The 5,309-nt window shown below is 69.6% G+C and carries 6 protein-coding genes and 1 pseudogene; 5 read left to right on the forward strand and 2 right to left on the reverse strand.

The genetic code is table 11. The features are described 5' to 3' along the window. The first annotated feature begins 155 nt into the window (after positions 1–155). Complete coding sequence (locus K2X24_RS05910; protein ID WP_238280820.1) at positions 156–563, forward strand: hypothetical protein; 408 nt, start codon at positions 156–158, stop codon at positions 561–563. A 73-nt stretch (positions 564–636) separates the two neighbouring features. On the opposite strand, the gene leuB is transcribed toward K2X24_RS05910, so the two are convergent. Together leuB and K2X24_RS05920 are read right to left on the reverse strand one after the other, a co-directional pair. Further along, a complete protein-coding gene (gene leuB / locus K2X24_RS05915) occupies positions 637–1,740 on the reverse strand; it encodes a 3-isopropylmalate dehydrogenase (RefSeq protein WP_292495629.1) in 1,104 nt (367 codons plus the stop codon). 56 nt (positions 1,741–1,796) lie between these two features. After that, the gene (locus K2X24_RS05920; protein WP_292495631.1) at positions 1,797–2,759 is read right to left on the reverse strand and encodes a polyprenyl synthetase family protein; all 963 of its coding nucleotides are present in this window, start codon (positions 2,757–2,759) and stop codon (positions 1,797–1,799) included. Between the two features lie 117 nt (positions 2,760–2,876). On the opposite strand from K2X24_RS05920, the gene mtgA reads away from it, so the two are divergent. The 4 genes and pseudogenes from mtgA to K2X24_RS05940 all read left to right on the forward strand — a co-directional run. Beyond that, complete coding sequence (gene mtgA, locus K2X24_RS05925; protein WP_292495633.1) at positions 2,877–3,575, forward strand: monofunctional biosynthetic peptidoglycan transglycosylase; 699 nt, start codon at positions 2,877–2,879, stop codon at positions 3,573–3,575. Between the two features lie 103 nt (positions 3,576–3,678). After that, the gene (locus tag K2X24_RS05930) at positions 3,679–4,245 is read left to right on the forward strand and encodes a hypothetical protein (protein WP_292495636.1); all 567 of its coding nucleotides are present in this window, start codon (positions 3,679–3,681) and stop codon (positions 4,243–4,245) included. A 90-nt stretch (positions 4,246–4,335) separates the two neighbouring features. Continuing rightward, positions 4,336–5,100 (forward strand): histidine phosphatase family protein, encoded by a 765-nt coding sequence (locus K2X24_RS05935; RefSeq protein ID WP_292495639.1) that lies wholly within the window; start codon positions 4,336–4,338, stop codon positions 5,098–5,100. After that, positions 5,097–5,309: pseudogene (locus tag K2X24_RS05940) on the forward strand (NAD(P)H-hydrate dehydratase); the annotation flags it as partial. The gene K2X24_RS05935 and the pseudogene K2X24_RS05940, both read left to right, overlap by 4 nt.

The following is a 5,309-nucleotide window of genomic DNA, read 5'->3' on the forward strand; positions in this document are numbered from 1 at the left end:
CACACGAAAAAATGAGGCCAAACTGCGGCGATCTCGCGAAGCGCGGCCATAATCCGGGAACCTCGGCCGCTCTGGCACGTCTTCACTTCATACAGAGGCCCCGAGTTTCTTAAGGAAACCGGCCTAAAGTCTCACAGTCTCAACGAAGGTGCGTCATGCGCTCTGTCTCGATTGCCCTGATGGGCGCTCTCACTCTCGCAGCCGTCGGCGCGAACACCGCCGCCGAGGCCCAGGGGCGCTATGCGCCGGCCGGCTACCGCGTCAGCCAGCCCCTGCCGATCCGCATCCGTCCGCGCAGCTGGCTGGATGCCGGCAACGTGGTCGAGGCGAACAACGGTTCGGTCGGCAACCCGGCGACGAACCCGCACTTCATCACGGCGAGCTATCTGAATTCGCCGCCCTACGGCCGTAACGATCGCTTCGGCGGCGGCATCCTGCCCGATCCCATCACCAACGGCCCGTTCATTGGCGCCCGCTCGAGCGCGATCCGCAACGTCGATTTCTCGGCCGTCGACGCGATCGATCCGACCTCCTACGTCTCGCGCTTCGGCAACCCCTACTAAATCCGGCCCCAGGGCTGGATATGCGACGGGCCCCTCACGGGGCCCGTTTTCATTTGCGTTGAGGGCGCGCCGCTCAGGCGGCGTGCTTCAGTTCGCGGATGATCGCGTCGCCCATCTCGGACGTGCTGATCGGGGTGGTGCCCTCGGCGACGATGTCCCGGGTACGGGCGCCGGAGGCCAGGGTGCGGGTGACGGCGGAATCCAGCAGGTCGGCGGCTTCACCGAGCCCGAAGGAGTAGCGCAGGCACATGGCGAGCGAGCCGATCATCGCGATCGGGTTCGCGTAGCCCTTGCCGGCGATGTCCGGCGCGGAACCGTGAACGGGCTCGTAAAGTGCCTTGCGGCTGCCCTTGGCATCGACGGCACCGAGCGACGCGGAGGGCAGCATGCCGAGCGATCCGGTGAGCATCGCCGCCACGTCCGAGAGCACGTCGCCGAACAGATTGTCGGTGACGAGGACGTCGTATTGCTTGGGCCGGCGCACGAGCTGCATGGCGCAATTGTCGGCGAGCACGTGCTCCAGGGTGACGTCGCTGTAATCCGCGTGGACCTTGGTGACGACTTCCTTCCAGAGCACGCCCGACTTCATCACGTTGTGCTTCTCCGCCGAGGCGACCCGGCCCGAGCGCTTGCGCGCGAGGTCGAAGGCCACGTGGGCGATCCGCTCGATTTCGGCCGTCGTGTAGACCTGCGTGTCCACGGCGCGCTTGGAGCCGTCGGGCAGGGTGGTGATCTCCTTCGGCTCGCCGAAATAGACGCCGCCGGTGAGCTCGCGCACGATCATGATGTCGAGGCCCTCGACCAGCTCGCGCTTCAGGGCCGAGGCGTCGGCGAGCGCCGGGTAGCAGATCGCCGGGCGCAGATTGGCGAACAGGCCGAGATCCTTGCGCAGGCGCAGGAGGCCCGCCTCCGGCCGGATCTCGTAGGCGACATCCGCCCATTTCGGTCCGCCGACCGCGCCGAGCAGGATGGCGTCGGCGGCATCGGCCCGGGCCAGAGCTTCGTCGGTGAGGGGTTTCCCGTGGGCGTCGATGGCGCTGCCGCCGACAAGATCGCGCTCGATCTCGAAACGGGCGAGACCCAGCGCGTCCAAGGCGCCGATCACCTTCTCGACTTCCGCCATCACCTCGGGGCCGATGCCGTCGCCGGGCAGGAGCAGGAGCTTGTAGGAGGTCATGACATCAACTCGCGATCAGTTTTTTTCTTCGAAGGACGGGTGCGTTCGATCCGCCATCAGACCTTGCGCGCCACCGTGAACCGCGCCGCCTGCCGCAGGGTCTCGGCCTTGTCGCCCCAGGCCGCCACCGCCTCCTCGCAGACGCCGACGAGGCGGTCGCACTCGGCGCGGGCGCCATCGAGGCCCAGGCGGTCGACCAGGGTCGCCTTGCCGGCGTCCTTGTCCTTGCCGGTGGCCTTGCCCATGGCCTCGGACGAGGCTTCGCGGTCGAGGATGTCGTCGGCGATCTGGAAGGCCTGGCCCAGCGCGTGGCCGTAGCGCAGGAGCGCCTTGCGCTGGTCCGGCGTCGCGCCGCCGACGATCGCGCCGGCCTCGACCGAGAAGGCCAGGATCGCACCCGTCTTCATCGCCTGCATCTGCAAAGTGTCGTCGACGCCGAGCGACACCGGGCCGAAGCGGCCCTCGGCGCCGAGATCGAGAAGCTGGCCGCCGACCATGCCGCCGAGGCCCGAGGCCTTGGCGAGGCCGAGCACGAGGTCGGCACGGATCGCCGGGTCGGGCTGCCAGGCGGCATCGGCCAGGATCTCGAAGGCCAGGGTCTGGAGCGCGTCGCCGACGAGAATCGCGGTGGCTTCGTCGTAGGCCTTGTGCACGGTCGGCTTGCCACGGCGCATGTCGTCGTCGTCCATGGCCGGCATGTCGTCGTGGACGAGGGAGTAGCAGTGCACCAGCTCGATCGCCGAACCGGCCGCGAGGGCGCCGGTCTCGGAGCCGCCGAGCATCCGGGCGGTCTCGATGGCGAGGAAGGGGCGCAGGCGCTTGCCGCCGCCGAGAACGGCGTGACGCATCGCCTCCATCAGGCGCACCGGCCGGGTGATTTCGCCGGCCTGGGTCTCGGGGCTCAGCCGCTCGGCGAGGTAGGCCTCCACCGTGTCGGCGACCGTGGCAAGCCTGTGGGAAAACGCGTCGACCGGGGCATCCGCCTTGACCGAAGCGTGGGATCCTTGCGTTGAGGTCATGTTCGGTCGGGCCTTCGGTCAGACGTCTTCGGGTCGCGGGCGGGGGAGGTTCGAATTCAGGACGAGCGAGACAGCGCGGAGCGACCGCTGCGGCAGGTTTCGGAGCGCCCGCCGCCGATGCGCGGGGCATCCGGCCGGCCGCGGACCAGGGGCGCGCGGTGGATCGTCAATCGCCTCCTGCTCCTCTCCGTCATCGGCCTCGTCCTGTTGTTGTCGCTCGCGCTCGTCTATAGTGCGCTGACCCCGCCCTCAACCCTGATGCTCGGACGATGGTTGACGCTGAAGTCCGTCGACCGGCAGGTTGTCGGCCTCGACGCGATCTCCCCCTATCTGATCCAGGCGGTGATCGCCTCGGAGGACCAGCGCTACTGCCTGCATGACGGCGTGGATTGGGGCGCCCTGCGCGACGTGGTCGACGACGAGGACGGCCCGAGTCGCGGCGCTTCGACGATCTCGATGCAGACGGTGAAGAACGTCTTCCTGTGGCCGGGCCGCTCGGTGATCCGCAAGGCGCTGGAGATTCCCCTGGCGCTCGTGGCCGACACCCTGTGGGGCAAGCCCCGCACGATGGAGATCTACCTGAACATCGCCGAGTGGGGGGAGGGGGTGTTCGGCGCGGAGGCCGCAGCGCAGCGCTGGTTCGGCAAGCCGGCCCGCGCGCTCACGCGGGGCGAGGCGACCCTGCTGGCGGCCGTCCTGCCGAACCCGATCCTGCGCAATCCCGCCCTGCCGTCGCGGGGCGTGCGCGCCCAGGCCACCCGCATCCAGGCGCGCATGAACGGCGTCTCGGGTCTGATGGGCTGCCTGAAGCGGTAGCCCGGGGCCATGGGATCGGCTACCTGCCGCTCCATATCCCTCGCGGCATGCACTCCCGCGACCACGATTTGCCCCGCGCGGCCCCACGGGCGAAAGACCGACGATGACCCAGCCGACCTTCGAACTCACCCTGGAGCGCATCGCGCTGATCCGCCGGATGGTGGTGGCCTGGAATTCCGAAGGTGTCGGCGCACCCATCGTCCATCCGGATGCGCCCTACGGCAGCACCGACCGTGACGGCGACATCTTCAACGTCACCGGCGACGACGACGGCGCCGACGAGGAGCACCGCGCGCTCGGCGACGCCCTCGCGGTGTTCACTGCCAATGCCGTCCTCAAGCCGGGGCGCTACGCCTACCACAACACCCTGGCCAAGCTGGCCACCGACGATGTCGGCGACGTCTTTCGCGACGAGGCCACCGGCGAGACGCCCGAGCACGTCACCTTCGACGTGTCGGCCGATCAGGTCGCCCGCGTCCGCGCCCTGGCGATCCGCTGGGACGCCGCCCGCGACGTGCCGGCGGTGGACACCCAGGCTCCCTACGGCCCGGGCGCCGATCTGCCGGCCGAGCATCGCGAGATGCAGCCGGTGCTGCAGATCTTCCTGCGCTACGGGGATCTCGGGCCGGGCGATTTCGCCCGGACGAACGCGGGCTGGCAGCCCGCCTGACGCGCGGACGTCGCGTCGCGAACGACGCAGGAGCGAACGGGTGCCCCGCCGGAACGTTGCCGAGGTGGAACACGCCGAGGAACCCGACGGATGCTGCAACGCTGGCCGAGCCGGATCTGGATCGTCCGACATGGCGAGAGCGCCGGCAACGTCGCCCGTGACGCCGCCCTCGAGGCCGGGTCCGAGCGCATCGACATCGCGGAGCGCGACGTCGACGTTTCCTTGAGCGATCGCGGCCGCCGGCAGGCCGAGGCGCTGGGGCGTTGGTTCTCCGAGATGCCTGAGGCAGAGCGCCCGAACGTGGTGCTGACCTCGCCCTACCGCCGGGCCCAGCAGACCGTGGCGGGCATCCGGGACGCCGGCGGCGTGGCGGCGGACGCGCCGAAGGACTACGTCGACGAGCGCCTCCGCGAGAAGGAACTCGGGCTCCTCGACCGACTGACCCGATCGGGGATCGAGGCGCTTCACCCGGAGCAGGCCGACCTGCGTGCACGCCTGGGCAAGTTCTACTATCGCCCGACCTGCGGGGAGAGCTGGTGCGACGTCATTCTGCGCCTGCGCAGCGCGATGGATACGGTCTCCCTGCACCACGGCGAAAAGCGCGTTCTGATCGTCGCCCATCAGGTGGTGGTGCTCTGCCTGCGCTACCTGATCGAGAATCTCAGCGAGGCCGAGATTCTCGGCATCGATGCCGAGGGCGACGTCCTGAACTGCTCGGTCACCGAGTATGCGTTCCGGGCCGAGGCGGGGTCCACGGGGCACCTCCACCTCGCACGCTACAATTTCGTCGCCCCGGTGCAGCGGGCGGGAGCCCCCGTCACCGCCGAACCCTCGCCGACGGAAGACGTGCGATGACCGGGACCGAACTCGACGCGGCATGCCTGGCGGAGCGTCCGCTCCCGACCCCGGACGCCGGCAGCAAGGACGACCGCGGCAGCGTTCTCGTCCTCGGGGGCTGCGCGCAGGTCCCGGGCGCCGTCTTCCTCGCCGGCGTCGCGGCCCTGCGGGCGGGCGCAGGCAAGCTCAAGATCGCCTCGGTCCGATCCGTCGCGGTGGCGATGGCC

This window comes from Methylobacterium sp. (genome assembly GCF_019750675.1).
Classification (GTDB): domain Bacteria; phylum Pseudomonadota; class Alphaproteobacteria; order Rhizobiales; family Beijerinckiaceae; genus Methylobacterium.

Coding starts and splice junctions, on each gene's coding strand:
- K2X24_RS05920 (WP_292495631.1), bottom strand. CDS start 2,759: ATGACCTCAACGCAAGGATCCCACGCTTCGGTCAAGGCGGATGCCCCG.
- K2X24_RS05935 (WP_292495639.1), top strand. CDS start 4,336: ATGCTGCAACGCTGGCCGAGCCGGATCTGGATCGTCCGACATGGCGAG.
- leuB (WP_292495629.1), bottom strand. CDS start 1,740: ATGACCTCCTACAAGCTCCTGCTCCTGCCCGGCGACGGCATCGGCCCC.
- mtgA (WP_292495633.1), top strand. CDS start 2,877: ATGCGCGGGGCATCCGGCCGGCCGCGGACCAGGGGCGCGCGGTGGATC.
- K2X24_RS05930 (WP_292495636.1), top strand. CDS start 3,679: ATGACCCAGCCGACCTTCGAACTCACCCTGGAGCGCATCGCGCTGATC.
- K2X24_RS05910 (WP_238280820.1), top strand. CDS start 156: ATGCGCTCTGTCTCGATTGCCCTGATGGGCGCTCTCACTCTCGCAGCC.